Genomic DNA, 15072 nt, shown 5'->3' with positions numbered 1-15072 from the left:
GCTCACTCCATCGCGGAGACGAACCCGTCGGTGGCGTCGCGCCACGCTCGAATCAACTGGTCGTCGTTCTCGCTGTCCCAGGAGTCGATCTCCTCGTGCTCGTCCAGCCAGGCGACGGTCCGTCGCACACCCTCCTCGAACGGGACGGTGTACTCGAAGTCGAGGTCACGTCGGGCCTTCGCGTTGTCGAACACCGTGCTGAACTGGAAGTGGTCACGGAGCATCCCCGTCCGGTCCGGGACGACCTCGCTGAGGAGGGTGGTCGGGATGTGGACCAGTTCGGGCTCGGGCGCGTCGAGCGCCCGGGCGACCGCCTCGTGGTACTGGTTCCACGTCATCACCTCCTCGCTGGTGACGTGGTAGGTCTCGCCGTAGGCGGTCTCGTTCCCGACCGCGTTCACGAAGGCGCGTGCCACGTCGTCGCGGTGGCACGGCCCCCAGAGCGAGGTCCCGTCGCCGTGGACGACGATGGGTTTCCCCTGCCGGATGCGGTCGATGTAGTAGGTTCCAAGTCCCAGCGTGTGGAGGACCGGGCCGCCCTCGCCGTAGGTGCTCCACGGGCGGATGACGGTCGCCGCGAAGGCGTCACCGTGGGCGTCGCGGAACACGTCCTCGGCGGCGGCCTTGTTCCGGCCGTATTCGCTGACGCCGGGCTCGCGGGTGGCGTCTTCGGTACTCGGGACGCTGGCGGTCGGGCGGTGGTACACGTCGACCGTCGAGCAGAACACGTACTGGGTGCTGCCCGCGAAGGCGTCGACCGCCTCGCGGGCCTGCTCGGGGGTGAAACACACCATGTCGATGACGCAGTCGGGAGCGACCGCCTCGGCGACCTCGGCCAGTCGGTCGCTGTCGTTCCGGTCGCAGGTGACGTGTGTGACGGCGTCGGGGAGGGTCGCCTCGGTCTCGCCGCGCGTCGCGACTGTCACGTCGTGGGCTGTCTCGACCAGCTGGCGGGTGATGGCCGTGCTGATGAGGCCGGTCCCACCGATGATGAGAACGTCCATACGGGCATCCCGGACGCGAGCACGATAGGCCTACTGCGTCTTCTCACATCGCCGCCGCACTCGTTACGCCTGCTGGGCGCGTCTGTCAGTACGAGACCATGCAGTTCGAACAGGCCGTTTCGGTCGTCCAGCTGGCCGACCTCACCGACGACCAGCACCCGGATTCCACGAGAACCGTCACGACGATATTCGACACCGACGGCGTCACCCTGTCACGAACGACGCTCGCACCAGGGGCGACGACCGGCTGGCATACCCACGGCGACCGCGACGCCTACGGCTACGTCCTCGCCGGTCGGGTGCGACTCGCGTTCGGTCCCGACGGAGGAGATACGATGGCCGCCACCGACGGGGATTTCTTCCACCTCCCAGCCGGTCTCGTCCACCGGACGACGAACCCGGGTGCGTCCGAACTCGTGGTACTGGTCGCGTTCATCGGGTCCGGACCGACCAGGGTGCCCGTGGACGGGCCACGCGCCGCCGACTCGACCCACCAGCCCCGCGTGGCCGGTGCGGACGACCTCGTCCCGACTGCACCCCTGAAGAACCTGACGCGCCTGATGCCGTTCCCCGACGCCGACGTCCAGCAGGTCCGGGGCCACGCGGCCGGGCGAATCGAGTCGGACTGGCACCACCACGGCGACAACGACGTGTTCGGGGTCGTCCTCGGTGGCGAGGGCTACGTCGAGTACGGGACCGGCCCGGAGGACCGGGCGCTGGCGCGGGCCGGTGAGTGCTTCCACATCCCGGCGGGCCTCGTCCACCGCGACGTGAACCCCAGCGATGCCGAGCAGGACTACGTGCTCTGGCTCACCGGGTCGGACCCTCGCGTGGTCCACGTCGACGAACCGACGGGGGACTGAACGTCGGCGGGCTGAACTGGCGAGCTGGCCGCTCGGGAGCGACTGAACTATCGTCGAGAGAGAGAGCGTCGTAACTACCCGTGCCAGCCTATGCTCGGGCTGTGACGGACCTACCCGCAGACTGTCGCCTGCCGGTCAGCGATATAGAATTACTGGATGTGGCCTTCGCGACGGAGCTGGTCGGCGTCCTGGCCGGTGTAACGCCATTCGATGTTCGCCTTCTCGTCCTGCCACGACCACGGTTCGACGAGCACGACGTCGCCCTCGTTGATCCACGTACGGTACTTCATTCGACCGGGGATTCGGCCCATCCGGCTGACACCGTCCTCGCACTGGACGCGGACGTGGTTGCCGCCGTTGTGTTCTGTTACGACTCCGAAAAGCTCGTCTTTGTTGGGCATGCGGAGATTCCGCCGCTCCTGTGTTTCTTCGCTCACACGTAGTATATGTAGAGAGCACGTTTAAATCATGGGAGGGCCAGTGGTATCGCGGCACATGGTGCCCCGGGGATGGTTCGAGAGGCGGCAACGTCGACCGCTTCTGGCGAACCGGGGCCGACGCCGACACCGACGACGAGTCGAACATGAACATTTATTATAGATGCGGTCTGAGTGGTGAGTACATCATGCTCGTACGGGTACATCGCTGATTCCATTCTCCGACCCAGCCCAGCCTGCCGACCACACGACACCCACCCCGTATGAGAACAGACACACCCGCTGCCACACAGCAGTACCGACCCACGACAGACCCGACCAGCATCGACGCCACAACCACGACCGACGAGGCGGCAGAGACCGCCACACGCGAGACGCCGTTCGACACCGAAGAACCCGACAGCGCCGACCCGACCGAGGACGCGGCGAGCTGGGTCGCGCGCTGCCAGCGCTCCTTCGATTCGACGGCGACAGACCGGCTCACGAACACGGCCGACGACGCGAACCAGGCGATGCCGTCGGGTAAGTGACCGCCCTGGTCGCTCGCGACTGCTGATCTATCTGGCCACGACGAGCGCACTCGCTATGTGCTGTGAGTCCCTACTCTCGTACCAGTATGGGGGCCGAGACCAATTCGAGCCGAGGAATCCACGTCCTCTACGTGGACGACGACAAGTCGCTTCTCGAGGCGACGCAGACGTATCTCGAAGAGCGATTCGAGGAGTTGTCGGTAGAGACGACGGCCTCGGCGGTCGATGCCCTCGACCGACTCACCGACGAGGAGTTCGACGTCGTCGTCTCGGACTACCAGATGCCCGAGATGGACGGTCTCGAGTTCCTGAAACAGCTCCGGCAGGAGCGAGGCAACCAGATTCCGTTCGTCATCTTCACCGGGAAAGGCCGCGAGGAGGTGGCGATGGAGGCGTTGAACCTGGGGGCGAACCGCTACCTGCAGAAGGGTGGCGACCCGATGGCACAGTACGGGTTGCTCGCCCAGACCATCGAGCAGGAGGCGTACCACTGGCGCACGCGCTCGGCACTCAAGCAGCGCGAGGAGGACCTTCGCATCACGCTCGACTCCATCGGTGACGGCGTCATCGCGACCGACACCGACGGCGTCGTCGAGCGCATGAACGTGGTCGCCGAGGAACTGACGGGCTGGGACCGTGAGGACGCCGTCGGGAAGCCGCTGGCGGAGGTCTTCGACATCGTGGACGCCAAGACCGGCGATTCGGTCGATAATCCCGTCGAGCGCGTCATCGAACACGAGAGCGCGTTCGAGTTCTCCGAGGACACCAAGCTCCGCTCGCGCGACGGCACCGAGCGCTACATCGCGGACAGTGCGGCTCCCATCACGAACGAATCGGACGACGTGGTCGGGGTCGTCCTCATCTTCCGGGACATCACGAACCGGTACCTCCGGGAACAGCGCCAGGAACGCCAGCGCCAGGCCGTCATCGACCTCGCGACCGACGAGGTGCTGGTGAACGGGCAACTGCAGTGTGCGGCGCGACGCATCACCGAGACAGCGGCCGGGACGCTCGACGTCGACCGCTCCTCCATCTGGCTGTTCGACGACACCTTCGACACGCTGGAGTGTCTCGACCTCTACGACCGGTCCGCCAGGGACCACGAGACCGGCATGCAACTCACCGTGGAGAACTACCCGAGCTACTTCGAGGCACTCGCAGGCCACCGGGCGATTCCGGCGACGGACGCCCGCGCCGACGCACGGACGGCGGAGCTGTGCGAGCCGTACCTCGAACCGCTCGGCATCACCTCGATGCTCGACGCGACCATCCGACGCGGCGGCCAGGTCGTCGGCGTGCTCTGTAACGAGACCGGCGGGCCGAAACGTGAGTGGGGCGAGGACGAGATACGCTTCGCCGCCGAACTCGCCGACCAGACGGTCATCGCGTTGCACAACCGCGACCAGCGCCACCGCAAGGAGGTCCTCGAACGGACGAACCAGCAACTGCAGTTCCTGTTCAAGCAGTCCCCGATGGCGGTCATCGAATGGACCCTCGACTTCGAGGTCGCGCGCTGGAACGACGCCGCTCAGGAGCTCTTCGGGTACACCCGCGAGGAGGCGGCCGGTCAGCACGCCGAGTTCATCGTCCCGCACACCTCGGAAGACGCGGTCGATGCCGTGTGGGAACGCCTCGTCGACGGGGAGGAGACCGAGCACATCGTCAACCGGAACGTGACGAAAAGCGGTGCGGAGATAGACTGCGAGTGGCACAACCGGGCCATCCTCGACGAGAACGGGGAGACGGTGAGCGTCCTCTCGTTCGTCCAGGACATCACGGAACAGCGCCGACAGACGTGGCAACTGCAGGCCATCGCAGAACGGACGCAGGACGCCATCTACATCAAGGACCTCGACGGGCGGTACGAGTTCATCAACGACGCAGGTGCGCGGTACTTCGAACTCGCACCGCAGGCGGTCATCGGCCGGACCGACAGGGAACTGTTCGACCTCGACGAGGACCTGCTGGCCATCGACCGCTGGATCCTCGAACACGAGGAGCCGAAGGCCGAGGTGGAGCGACACATCATCGACGGCCGCGAACACGTCTTCGAGAGCGAGAAGTACCCCCACTACGACGACGCGGGCCGACTCGTCGGCATCATCGGCATCAGCCGGGACGTGACGGACCGTGCGGCGGTCGACGACCTGCTCGACGCGTTCCACGACACGATGACGGACGCGAGCCTCGCCTCGACGGAGCGCATCGAACTCCTCATCCAGACGCTCCACGACTCGCTCGAAGCGACCAGTGCGCAGCTCTGTCGCGTCGACCAGACCGCCAACACGCACGAGGTCGTGGTTTCGCTGGGGGACGTGAACCCGCCGCCGGTCGGCAGGACGGTGCCGCTCGGGGACACGCTCTGCGAACAGGTGGTTGCGGACGAAGGCGTCGTCGCGACGTACGCGACAGAGCTGGCCGAATCGAACGGCGGCATCCCGTCCGCCGCGCCGTCGACCGGGTCGTACGTCGGTGCCCCCGTGTACGTAGAGGAGTCGTTGTGGGGCGTCATCTGCTTCCTCGACGAGTCCGAGACGCCGACCGAACTCACCGAGGACCGGTGTTCGATGGTGGAGTTGCTGGCCAACTGGCTCGGGCACGAACTCGCCGAGTCGCGCTACGAGGCGGAACTGGACCGTCGCGACGCCGTCGCTCACGAGCTCGCCGAACTGCTCTCCGAGCGCATCGCGATACCGGTGCGCGACGCGCAGGCGCACACCGAGGAGGCCCGCCAGCAGGAAGACCTGTCCTCGCTGGAGGCGGCCACCCAGGCGCTGGAACGGTCCGAGGCGCTCCTCGACGAGGCGCTCACGCTCGCACTGTCGATGACGGCCAGCGAGACCGAGCGCGTCGACCTCGGCGCGCTCGCCCGGACGGCCTGGTCGGAGCTCGACCAGCCAACCGACCGGCTCGTGGTCACCAACGGCTCCCTCGTCGTCGAGGCGAACCGACGCGCGGTCGAACAGCTCTTCGAGTCGATATTCGAGGCCGTAACCACGGGAGGGGACGGCGAATGCGTGGTCACCCTCTCGCACCAGAACGGGCGTGAGGGGTTCGTCGTCGCCGTCGACTGGGAGACCGAAGACGAGGGGGCCGCGGCACACAGCGTCGCCACCCGGAGTCAGCGGAGCCTCGATGGACTGCGCGCAGTCGGTCGGATGGCGACCGCGAACGGCTGGACGATGACGCTCACGGAGGACGGAAACGACGGGGTTCGCATCGAGTTCGGCGACGTGGTCGTCGAGTGACCGACTGGCCGGCAGGCGAACGCACCCCAACGGCTACATGTTGTTGCGGCTTCCGTGTGACAGTATGGGCAACCGCGACGTGCGCCCGGCCGACGCTGGGCCGAGAGAGCTGGTCGAGTTCTACCTGCTGGACCATCGGACGCTGCTGGGGAAGGCGATCGACATCTCACTGCTCGCGTTGAACCTCGTGTTCGTCGGCATCTTCGTCCTGGAGACGTACGACATCTCGACAGAGACCCGACGGCTCATGTGGGGCATCGAGGTCGCTATCGCGGCCGTGTTCTTCGTCGAGTACGTGCTCCGACTGTACGGTGCCCCGGACCGTCTTCGGGAGGCGACCGACTTCTACACGGTGGTCGACCTGCTCGCTATCCTGCCGACCGCCTCGGTGTTGCTGGTCCCCGGGCTGTCGCTGTTCGCGCTGGATATCGGCTTCCTGCGGGCGTTCCGGGTCGTCCGGTTCATGCGCTTTTACCGGTTCACGCGGGACGAGGAGTTCTTCTTCGGCTCCGTCTCCGCCCACGAGCTCCGCATCCTGAAGCTGCTGTTGACCGTTCTCACCATCTTCTTCGTCTCGGCGGGCGTGTTCTACGCCGTCGAGCACACCGCGAACCCGCAGGTCCGGACCTTCAACGACGCGTTCTACTTCACCGTCGTCACCCTGACGACCGTCGGGTTCGGCGACATCACCCCGGTCACGGGAGCGGGTCGATTCGTGACCACGGCGGCCATCATCTCCGGCATCGTCCTCATCCCGTGGCAGGCGAGCCGTATCGTCCGCGAGTGGACGACCGACAAGGTCTCGGTCACCTGCGACTCCTGCGGCCTCTCGTACCACGACCCGGACGCGTCCCACTGCAAGGCGTGCGGCCACGTCATCTTCCAGGAGTACGACTCGCGGCAGTCGTGAGTGCCGGCAGCGTCTGTCGGTTACCTGCAGCCACCGATTCACCAGCCGACCGCCGACACCACTTATTCTGCCCGACGGAGTAGTTTCTCCATGAGTACTGCACCGGGTCGACCGAGCGACAGCGACTCCTTGCTCGCTCGAATCCACCTCGGCTGGTGGGCGTTCGGTCTGTTCGTCGCCGGGTTGTTAGTGTACGTCTCGTACCGGTTCCTCGGCCTCCTCTCGTTCGCGCTCTTCCTGTACTACTTCGGCAGGCCGATTCGTCGCCGGCTGGAGGCACACGTCAGCGTCGACATGGCGACGACGCTCACCGTCTTCGCCATCATGGCCCCGTTCGTGCTCATCCTGGTGGTGTTCGTGGTCGTCCTCGCCGGCCAGGTGCTCCAGTTGAGCGAGGGCGGGTTCGACTGGGTCGACGAACTCCTCGCGGAGTTCGGCTCCGTCACCGAGGTGACCTCGGTGCAGCAACTCGTCGACAGGGTCACGACCTTCGTCGAGAGCCAGCCGCGGGGCGAACTGGTCTCCTCGACCATCGACGTCGTGACGGAGGCGGCGGGGGCGTTCACGCAGTTCTTCTTCTACGTCACGCTGCTGTTCGTCATCGTCTCGCTGCTGTTGCGCAAGGACAAAGCCATCGGTCGCTGGGTGCGCACCAACCTCGCGGACGGCGAGTCGGTCGCCTCCGACTACTTCGAGAGCGTCGACAGGGAACTCGAGAAGATATACTTCGGCCAGATGCTCACCATCTTCGCGGTCATGGTGCTCGGGTGGCTGTTCTACTCCCTGCTGAACGCGGTCGCGCCGCCGGGCGTCGCCATCCCGTTCCCCCTTCTCATGGGGCTGCTCACGGGCGTCGGGTCGTTCATCCCCCTCATCGGTCGCTCCATCGTGTACGTCCCGCTCACGCTGTACGTCGGGGTGCAGGCGTTGCTCGTCGAGGTCAGCTACCTCTGGTTCCCCGTCCTCGTCCTCCTCGGTGGCCTGTTCGGCCTCGACGTGGTCATCCGGTACGGGGTCAGACCGTACCTGGCGGGCCAGACCGTCAGCCCGCCCGTGATGCTGGTCGCGTACCTGCTCGGTGCGGCCATCTTCGGCTGGTACGGTGTCTTCCTCGCGCCGCTGGTCCTCGTGGTGGTGCTCCGGTTCGTGACGCTGGTCTTCCCGAAACTCGTCCACGGCGACCTCACGCCGGAGCCGGCACCGGCGTTGCCGCCCGACCCCGACGAACTGGACTGACCGGATTCCGGGTGATTCCGAGGGGGACCCGCCCGAGATATCCGCGGCTGCTGGCAGCTCTGCGGGAGAGTTCATGCCCGTTCGGCGCTTCTAGACGACGTAGCAGGGGACTCGGTCCCCGGGGAGAGCTATGAAGGCGATAACCAAGACCGGCGTGTCGGTATCGTGTGGCAATTTCAAGGCGATCGACGAAGGCGTCGTACTCACCGCCGACGAGAAGCGCAAACAGGTGGTCGGGTTCATCCCGTACGACGACCTGCAGTTCGTCCTCCCCGACGACGTTGCCGACCAGCTCGACGCGCACGAGGAGCCGGTCTCGGCGACACACTCGCCCACCGACGACGAGGTCGCCTGGAGCGAGGGGACGGGCGAGGCCATCGGCATCGACATCGAGCACCGCCCGACCGGGGAGTCCGAGATGGAGTTCGACGAACCGGAGAGTGACCGCGACGGCTGGGCAGAGATGACGGACGAGCAACGGGCCACGGCGTTCTCCGAACTCACCGCGATCCACGGTCTCGGACCGACCTACGCCAACCGACTCCGTGGGGCCGGCATCGAGACGCTCCGGAGGCTCTCGATGTCGACGCCGGAACACGTCGCCGAGGCTATCGACATCTCGAAGAGCCGGGCGAGGATCTGGGTCGAACGGGCCGGTGAACTGCTCGCCGAGTCCCACGCGGCGACCGAAGACGACCGGCCGATACACGAGCAGTCTGCCGGTTCGAACGCCGTCGCTCACCGTCCCGACTCGGACACCTGGACCTGAGTGGCGCCACCCTTTTCGGGAACGTGAGTCCCGCGCCGATAGCGAGTCTCTCCAGCCCCGGCACTGCGACCCGCGGGCAGTGCGAGTGTGTGGACTGGGGGAACATATCAGGCACAGGACAAGCTTATGCTGGCGGACCGCGCCTAGAGTGCTGATGACGCGCCCTTCGTGTTACAGCTGCCGCGGAATCGTTCACCAACCGTATCTGGACCGCTGCCCCACCTGTGGGTACGTCCCGCCCCACGGCGCGGACTGACCGACCGGGGCACCGCGCCCCGTCGACGGCCGCTGCCTGTCCGATATCTTATTACTGTTCTCGTGTGATTCGTCCCTCATGTTCGTCGTAGCGAACCGCATCCCGGTGGCAGAAGGACACGAAGACGACTTCGAAGCACGGTTCGAGAAGCGCGCGAAGAAGGTCGACCAGCGCGAGGGGTTCGTCCGGATGGAGGTCCTGCGCCCGGTCGACGCCGACCGCTACGTCGTCCTGACCTACTGGGAATCGGAAGACGCGTTCGACGCGTGGACCGAGAGCGAGGACTTCCGTGAGGCACACCGCGACCGCCCGCCGAAGGAGATGTTCTCGGGGAAAAGCGAGATGGAGTCACACGAGGTCTTCATCTCGGCGGAGAAGTAGGGTCGCCGTCAGTCGAAGCTGACGGTCACGACGTGGTCGGTGGACTGGACGTACTCGATGAGCGAGGTGATGTCGGCGCCCGCCTGCAGCTCGTAGCTCACGTTGGTGGTCGTGACTTCGTAGGGGAACACAGGTGACCCGACACTGCCACGCAGCGCGAGGTCGAAGTGCAGGTTCGAGTCGCTGTTCATCTCGGTGACCCGGCCGACGATGGCCCCGTAGACGGCACCGGCGTTGTTGAGGCGAATGTCCGACGGGTTGGCCTCGTCACCGGGGACGTAGATGACACCGGTGAAGCTGCCCGCGTGGTTCAGCTCGACGACGGTTCCGGGTAGCCCGAACAGCCAGACCTGCGTGGCCCGGTTCTCGGGTGCGGTGAGGGTCGTCCCGCTGTTGAAGCTGATGGCGCTCGCGGTCGTGTAGACCGTGAACTGGTTCGAGCCGACGACTTCGATGTGGGCGTTGTTCTTGAGCGAGACGTTCCCATCGACGGCGAGGGTCACGTCGCCCCCGGTCGTGTCCACGACGAGCGTCTCGCCGGGCTTCAGCGTGAGTTCGGAGAGGTAGTACTCCCCGGCGGTCAGGGTGCAGCCACTGGCACACTGGAGCGTGGTGCCCCAGATGGCCGTGGTCGCGCCGTTGTCGTTCGTCGCCTCGATGCGGTCGACCTCGGCGTTCACCAGGTCGGTGACTGGTTCGACCACGGGGACCGAGCCCGTGTCGCTGACGGTGCCGCCGACCGACGCGGTGGAGACGATGCCCGACCCGTGGGCGAGGTCTCCGGTGATGTACGAGTAGGTGCCGACGTCGACGGTCCCGCTCGCGTTGACGTTCCCCTCGACCGAGGCGTTCCCGCTGAGGGTCACGTTCCCGCCGTAGTAGATCTCGCCGTCGGTCGTCCGGGTGGTCGTGTAGTTCCCGAGCGAGGAGTCGTAGCTGTCGACCGTCGACTCGTGGTTGAGGGTGAGGCTCCCGCCGTCGAACGGCGAGACGACTGCGCCCATGACGAGCGGCTTCCCCGGGATCGGTCCGGGCGGGTAGACGGTCGCGGTCGTCCGGGTGACGTTTCGCGTGTAGGTACTGAAATCGACCGTCGCGGTCTTTGCCGCGTGGTCGAAGGTCACGGGACGGCCGGTGGTCTTCGCGAGGTGACGTCCCCAGGCGTCGTAGTACTCGCTCTGGACCGTGATGGCGATGCTCCCGTTCGCGATGGGGTTGGCCATCTGGTAGCCGTTCGGGTAGCTGTTCGCGCTCGGGTAGACCCGCGAGCGGTCGGTCCGGGTGGCCGTCGCGGTGGTGATACCCGTGCTGGTGGTATCGCTCGCGATGCGGGGCAGGTGGACGTGCAGGGTACCGTCGCGGACGTAGAGGTCGGGCGATTCGAGCATCACACTGCCCGCGCCGTCGGTCCGCCAGATACCGCCGCCCTGCATCACCAGTTGAGTGTCACCGTTCTGGTAGGCGACCTCGCCCAGGGGCAGGTCGTACAGGGTGTGGTTGTCACCCAATCCGGTGTAGTTGTAATGCGTGATGGTCACTCGACCTGCGGTCGAGGACGCAGAATACTGCCCCTCGCCTCCCCCGAGTGCGAGGACCGTCGCGTCGCTGTCGCCCACCGAGAGGTCCGTGATCTGGCTGTCCAGCTCGTGCATCGATGCCGACGCGTGGTCGACGTCGACTTCGGACTGGAAGCCGGTCAGGACGGACTGGCCCCCGACGAGTATCGCGACGACACTCATCGAGACGACCAGCATGAGCAGTACGAGCGCGAGCACCGGCGTGATGGCACGCTGACTCGAAACGAGACCCTGTCGTGCCTGGTTCGCGTCTCCGCGGCCGCCGAACCATTCGTTACTCGATGCTCCGCACTCCCGGTGTTGTGTATCTCCCCTCATTCCCCTGACTCTCCCCAGAGCCATTGAGATATTGGACGTTCAGGGATATAAACGTATCTATAACAACACTTCTAATCTCGCATTTGGGTGTCTGAAACGGTGGATTTCGGCAGTGTAGCGAAAACGGACACGGTCGCTGGTTGGCGGAATCTGCCGGTCGTCTCTCCGCAGGTTGCGGCCGGCTATCAGCAACTGGCGGTCGAACGTCCTCGAAGAGGGGTCGAGTGAGCGCTTACTGCTCGGCGTCGAAGACGTTGTGCCCGGGGTGGTCGATCACTCCTCGTCGTCGAACTCCAGCGACACCGAGTTGATACAGAACCGTTTGCCCGTCGGCGCAGGGCCGTCGTCGAAGACGTGGCCGAGATGGCTCTCGCAGTTCGCACAGACGACCTCGATGCGGTGCATTCCATGGCTGTGGTCCTCGCGCTTCTCGATCTTCCCCTCGTCCGCGGCGTAGAACGACGGCCAGCCACAGCCGTGGTCGAACTTGGTCTCGGCGTCGAACAGGACCTCGCCACAGCCCTTGCAGCGGTACTTGCCGTCCTCGAAGTGGTCGACGTACTCGCCGGAGAACCGGGCCTCGGTCCCCTGCTCGCGCAGCACGTGGTAGGACTCGTCGTCGAGGCGCTCGCGCCACTCGGCCTCGCTCTCGGGAACGTCTCGTTTCGCGTCGACGGAACTGTCGCTCATACGAGGGGGTAGGTCCGCCATCGGCAAAGAGGCCGTGGTCGCGGGTGTCCGCGCTGGCCAGAACATCGGCAGCCGATACCTCAGCGGGTGGGCAGCCGATACCTCAGCGGGTGGGCAGCCGATACCTCAGTGGGGCGGATAACACCGGCGTAAGCGCGGCAACTTGCACCATCGCTCCATAGAGATGCATATGGCCGAACGAGACCCACATACGCCGCCAGAGCGGCCGAGAAACGCCCGACAGCCGGGGGTCCTGTCCGTCCCCCAGGCGCTGTCGACACCCGAGTCCTGGCTCGACCCGTTCGAGTGGTACGCCGAGATGCGCGAGACGGAGCCGGTCCACTGGGACGCCGACCGTGAGTGCTGGGACGTGTTCCGTCACGCCGACGTCTCCGCCGTGCTCTCGGACCCCGAGACCTTCTCCTCGGACCCACGGAACGCCAGCAACGAGGCGTTCCGGCGGGCCAGTGAGGACGTCGAGATGGAGACCATGCTCGGCAGCGATCCACCGAAGCACGAGCACCTCCGGGGAGTCGTCGAGGAACACTTCCGGCCGCGGGCGGTCGCCGACCTCGCGCCCCGCATCGAGGAGATAGCCGAAGACTGCCTCGACGACGTGCTCGCCGACGGCGAGATGGACGTGGTCGCCGACCTCGCGTACCCGCTCCCGGTCATCGTCATCGCGGAACTGCTGGGCATCCCCAGTGAAGACCGCGAGACGTTCAAGCGCTGGTCGGACTCGCTGGTGGAGACGCCGACCGAGCGGACCGAGGCCGCCGCCCGCGAGGTCGAGGACCGCCGCCAGCAGACCCTGGACGAACTCCGCGAGTACTTCGACGACCTCATCGACCAGCGCAAGGCCGACCCTGGCGACGACCTCATCTCGAAGGTCGTCACCGCCGAGATCGAGCACCGGCCCCTCTCGGCCGAGGAGATGCGCGGGTTCTGTGTCCTCTTGCTCGTGGCGGGGAACGTCACGACGACGAACCTGCTGACCAACGCGGTCTGGACGCTCACGGAGCACCCCGATGCACTCGCCCGGCTCCAGTCCGAGCCCACCCTGCTGACGAAGGCGGTCGAGGAGGTACTTCGCTACCGGTCACCCGTGCAGGCGCTTGGGCGGGTCGCCACGACGGACACGACGCTCGGCGGCCAGTCCATCCGGCAGGGCGACGTGGTCGTCACCTGGGTCGGCTCCGCGAACCGCGACCCGGCCGCCTTCGACCGCCCCGAGGAGTTCGTCGTCGACCGGACGCCGAACCAACACATCGCGTTCGGTCGGGGTATCCACTACTGCCTGGGCGCACCGCTGGCCCGGTTGGAGTCCCGTCTCGCACTCTCGGAACTCCTCGACAGCGTCGACGACATCGAGGCTGTGGCCACCGCCGACCAGCTCACGCCGGTCCGGAGTGCCTTCATCTACGGCGTCGAGGCGTTCCCGGTCCGGTTCGTCGCGCCCGGGTCGGACGTTCGTCGGCCGCCGCCAGCCTGAGCGGGTCCGGACCCGGCCATTCCGACCCGTCCCTCAGGTTCGGTATGGGGCCGCATACCACTGCAGAAACGGATTTCAAGCCTTATACTGCCCGACCGGCTTGACGATTCCAATGAGCTACAAGATCGGTCTCGTGGGCAAGCCCTCGGTGGGCAAGTCCACCTTCTTCAACGCGGCGACGATGAACGACGTGCCCGAGGGCGCGTACCCGTTCACGACGATCGACCCCTCCGTCGGTGAGGCGTACGTCCGTGTCGACTGTGCGGCCCCGGAGTTCGACGAGTCCTGCACACCTGACACCGGCTACTGTCAGCAGGGCACACGCTACGTCCCGACGAAACTCGTCGACGTGGCCGGGCTGGTCCCCGGCGCACACGAGGGCCGCGGCCTCGGCAACCAGTTCCTCACCGACCTGAACGAGGCCGACGTCCTCGTCCACGTCGTCGACTTCTCCGGCACCACCGACATCGAGGGCGAGAACACCGAGGGCCACGACCCCCGCGAGGACATCGACTTCCTGGAGAACGAACTCGACCAGTGGTACGTCGGTATCCTCGACAAGGGCATCGAGAAGTTCCAGAACCGCTACCAGGGCCAGGACGAACTCGCCATCGAGGTCGAACTCGCCGAGCAGATGTCCGCGTTCGGCATCAACAAGGACGAGGTCAAGAAGCTCGTCCTCCGACTCGACCTCGGCTTCGAGCCGGAAGAGTGGGACGCACAGGACCGCGAGGACCTCGCCCGCGAGATCCGCAAGTACACCAAGCCGATGGTCATCGCGGCGAACAAGATGGACACGCCCGCCGCCCAGGCGAACTGGGAGGAGATTACCACGGACCCCGAGTACGACCACCTCACGTTCGTCTCGGCCAGCGCCCACGCCGAGAAGGCGCTCAAGAACGCGGCCGAGCAGGGCGTCGTCGACTACCACGCGGGTGACGAGGACTTCGACATCGTCGCCGACGTCTCCGAAGAACAGGAGCAGGGCCTCGAACAGATTCGCGAGTTCGTCACCGAGTACGGCGGCACCGGCGTCCAGCAGGCCATCGAGACCGCGCTGTTCGACGAACTCGGCGTCATCGCCGTCTTCCCCGGCGGTGCGGAAGCCATGGGCGACGAGCAGGGCCGCGTCATGCGCGACTGCTTCCTCCTCCCCGAGGGCTCGACCACCTCCGACTTCGCGTACCACCTCCACTCCGACATCGGCGACGGCCTCCTCCACGGCCTGAACTGCCGGACCAAGCGCCAGATCGGCGGCGACACCGAGCTCGACCACCGCGAGGTCGTCGAACTCGTCACCACCAGCTGAGGATTCAAATACGAAGCCGCGGCCACCCCCGGCATGGTCTGACCATCGCCGG

The 15072-nt window shown here is 66.2% G+C and carries 13 protein-coding genes; 9 read left to right on the top strand and 4 right to left on the bottom strand.

From position 1 onward, the window contains the following. Window positions 1-2: 2 nt before the first annotated feature. Window positions 3-1004 (bottom strand): NAD-dependent epimerase/dehydratase family protein, encoded by a 1002-nt coding sequence (locus ACSC1S_RS12770; protein ID WP_435364661.1) that lies wholly within the window; start codon window positions 1002-1004, stop codon window positions 3-5. A 98-nt stretch (window positions 1005-1102) separates the two neighbouring features. Here ACSC1S_RS12770 and ACSC1S_RS12765 point away from each other — a divergent pair, with 98 nt between their 5' ends. Beyond that, window positions 1103-1867, top strand: coding sequence for a cupin domain-containing protein (locus tag ACSC1S_RS12765; RefSeq protein ID WP_435364660.1), 765 nt, complete (start codon window positions 1103-1105; stop codon window positions 1865-1867). A gap of 149 nt (window positions 1868-2016) precedes the next feature. Here ACSC1S_RS12765 and eif1A read toward each other — a convergent pair whose 3' ends face one another. Continuing rightward, the gene (eif1A, locus tag ACSC1S_RS12760) at window positions 2017-2304 is read right to left on the bottom strand and encodes a translation initiation factor eIF-1A (RefSeq protein ID WP_261652211.1); all 288 of its coding nucleotides are present in this window, start codon (window positions 2302-2304) and stop codon (window positions 2017-2019) included. A gap of 263 nt (window positions 2305-2567) precedes the next feature. Here eif1A and ACSC1S_RS12755 point away from each other — a divergent pair, with 263 nt between their 5' ends. From ACSC1S_RS12755 to ACSC1S_RS12730, 6 genes are all read left to right on the top strand, one after another. Beyond that, window positions 2568-2834, top strand: coding sequence for a hypothetical protein (locus tag ACSC1S_RS12755; protein WP_435364659.1), 267 nt, complete (start codon window positions 2568-2570; stop codon window positions 2832-2834). Window positions 2835-2920: 86 nt separating this feature from the next. Next, window positions 2921-6082, top strand: a complete 3162-nt coding sequence (locus ACSC1S_RS12750) for a PAS domain-containing protein (RefSeq protein ID WP_435364658.1) — start codon at window positions 2921-2923, stop codon at window positions 6080-6082. A gap of 64 nt (window positions 6083-6146) precedes the next feature. After that, window positions 6147-6992: an ion transporter gene (locus tag ACSC1S_RS12745; protein WP_435364657.1), complete on the top strand. Its 846-nt coding sequence runs from the start codon at window positions 6147-6149 to the stop codon at window positions 6990-6992. Between the two features lie 90 nt (window positions 6993-7082). Then, on the top strand, window positions 7083-8228 hold the full coding sequence (locus ACSC1S_RS12740) for an AI-2E family transporter (protein ID WP_435364656.1): 1146 nt from the start codon (window positions 7083-7085) through the stop codon (window positions 8226-8228). Between the two features lie 130 nt (window positions 8229-8358). Next, on the top strand, window positions 8359-8997 hold the full coding sequence (locus ACSC1S_RS12735; protein WP_435364655.1) for a helix-hairpin-helix domain-containing protein: 639 nt from the start codon (window positions 8359-8361) through the stop codon (window positions 8995-8997). A gap of 334 nt (window positions 8998-9331) precedes the next feature. Beyond that, a complete protein-coding gene (locus ACSC1S_RS12730) occupies window positions 9332-9634 on the top strand; it encodes an antibiotic biosynthesis monooxygenase family protein (RefSeq protein ID WP_435364654.1) in 303 nt (100 codons plus the stop codon). Between the two features lie 8 nt (window positions 9635-9642). Here ACSC1S_RS12730 and ACSC1S_RS12725 read toward each other — a convergent pair whose 3' ends face one another. Further along, the gene (locus ACSC1S_RS12725) at window positions 9643-11529 is read right to left on the bottom strand and encodes a DUF7289 family protein (RefSeq protein WP_435364653.1); all 1887 of its coding nucleotides are present in this window, start codon (window positions 11527-11529) and stop codon (window positions 9643-9645) included. A 273-nt stretch (window positions 11530-11802) separates the two neighbouring features. Next, window positions 11803-12219 (bottom strand): peptide-methionine (R)-S-oxide reductase MsrB, encoded by a 417-nt coding sequence (msrB, locus tag ACSC1S_RS12720; protein ID WP_435364652.1) that lies wholly within the window; start codon window positions 12217-12219, stop codon window positions 11803-11805. A 190-nt stretch (window positions 12220-12409) separates the two neighbouring features. Here msrB and ACSC1S_RS12715 point away from each other — a divergent pair, with 190 nt between their 5' ends. Together ACSC1S_RS12715 and ACSC1S_RS12710 are read left to right on the top strand one after the other, a co-directional pair. Then, window positions 12410-13711: a cytochrome P450 gene (locus ACSC1S_RS12715; RefSeq protein ID WP_435364651.1), complete on the top strand. Its 1302-nt coding sequence runs from the start codon at window positions 12410-12412 to the stop codon at window positions 13709-13711. 112 nt (window positions 13712-13823) lie between these two features. Beyond that, the gene (locus ACSC1S_RS12710; RefSeq protein ID WP_435364650.1) at window positions 13824-15020 is read left to right on the top strand and encodes a redox-regulated ATPase YchF; all 1197 of its coding nucleotides are present in this window, start codon (window positions 13824-13826) and stop codon (window positions 15018-15020) included. Window positions 15021-15072 lie beyond the last annotated feature (52 nt).

The organism is Haloarchaeobius pelagicus (genome assembly GCF_051207375.1).
Classification (GTDB): domain Archaea; phylum Halobacteriota; class Halobacteria; order Halobacteriales; family Natrialbaceae; genus Haloarchaeobius.
This window is presented reverse-complemented; position numbering and strand designations above follow the sequence as displayed.

Bases quoted from the DNA above. Each gene is read 5' to 3' on its own strand.
- ACSC1S_RS12730 (WP_435364654.1), top strand. From the start codon at position 9,332: ATGTTCGTCGTAGCGAACCGCATCCCGGTGGCAGAAGGACACGAAGAC.
- ACSC1S_RS12710 (WP_435364650.1), top strand. From the start codon at position 13,824: ATGAGCTACAAGATCGGTCTCGTGGGCAAGCCCTCGGTGGGCAAGTCC.
- ACSC1S_RS12770 (WP_435364661.1), bottom strand. From the start codon at position 1,004: ATGGACGTTCTCATCATCGGTGGGACCGGCCTCATCAGCACGGCCATC.
- ACSC1S_RS12725 (WP_435364653.1), bottom strand. From the start codon at position 11,529: ATGAGGGGAGATACACAACACCGGGAGTGCGGAGCATCGAGTAACGAA.
- ACSC1S_RS12740 (WP_435364656.1), top strand. From the start codon at position 7,083: ATGAGTACTGCACCGGGTCGACCGAGCGACAGCGACTCCTTGCTCGCT.
- msrB (WP_435364652.1), bottom strand. From the start codon at position 12,219: ATGAGCGACAGTTCCGTCGACGCGAAACGAGACGTTCCCGAGAGCGAG.
- ACSC1S_RS12750 (WP_435364658.1), top strand. From the start codon at position 2,921: ATGGGGGCCGAGACCAATTCGAGCCGAGGAATCCACGTCCTCTACGTG.
- ACSC1S_RS12755 (WP_435364659.1), top strand. From the start codon at position 2,568: ATGAGAACAGACACACCCGCTGCCACACAGCAGTACCGACCCACGACA.
- ACSC1S_RS12745 (WP_435364657.1), top strand. From the start codon at position 6,147: ATGGGCAACCGCGACGTGCGCCCGGCCGACGCTGGGCCGAGAGAGCTG.
- ACSC1S_RS12715 (WP_435364651.1), top strand. From the start codon at position 12,410: ATGGCCGAACGAGACCCACATACGCCGCCAGAGCGGCCGAGAAACGCC.
- ACSC1S_RS12735 (WP_435364655.1), top strand. From the start codon at position 8,359: ATGAAGGCGATAACCAAGACCGGCGTGTCGGTATCGTGTGGCAATTTC.
- ACSC1S_RS12765 (WP_435364660.1), top strand. From the start codon at position 1,103: ATGCAGTTCGAACAGGCCGTTTCGGTCGTCCAGCTGGCCGACCTCACC.